Annotated in this window: 1 pseudogene; it reads left to right on the forward strand. The window is 62.1% G+C overall.

The annotated features are described in order from the left end of the window. Positions 1-391, forward strand: a pseudogene (locus CYJ76_RS11540) (DNA-directed RNA polymerase subunit beta); the annotation flags it as partial.

A 391-nucleotide genomic window follows, 5' to 3' on the forward strand; every position in this document is an offset into this window, starting at 1 on the left:
CGCGAGGTCCGCGATACCTCTATGAAGGTGCCACACGGCGAGACCGGCAAGGTTATCGGCGTTCGCGTGTTCTCCCGTGAGGATGACGACGACCTGGCCGCAGGCGTGAACGAGATGGTTCGCGTCTACGTTGCCCAGAAGCGCAAGATCCAGGACGGCGATAAGCTCGCCGGCCGTCACGGCAACAAGGGTGTTGTCGGCAAGATCCTGCCGCAGGAGGACATGCCGTTCCTGCCGGACGGCACTCCGATCGACATCATCCTGAACACCCACGGCGTGCCGCGTCGTATGAACATTGGTCAGGTCCTGGAGGTGCACCTGGGCTGGCTGGCTAAGGCCGGCTGGAAGGTCGACACTGACTCTCAGGATCCGAAGATCCAGAAGATGCTGG

The organism is Kytococcus schroeteri (genome assembly GCF_002847825.1).
Lineage (GTDB): Bacteria > Actinomycetota > Actinomycetes > Actinomycetales > Dermatophilaceae > Kytococcus > Kytococcus schroeteri.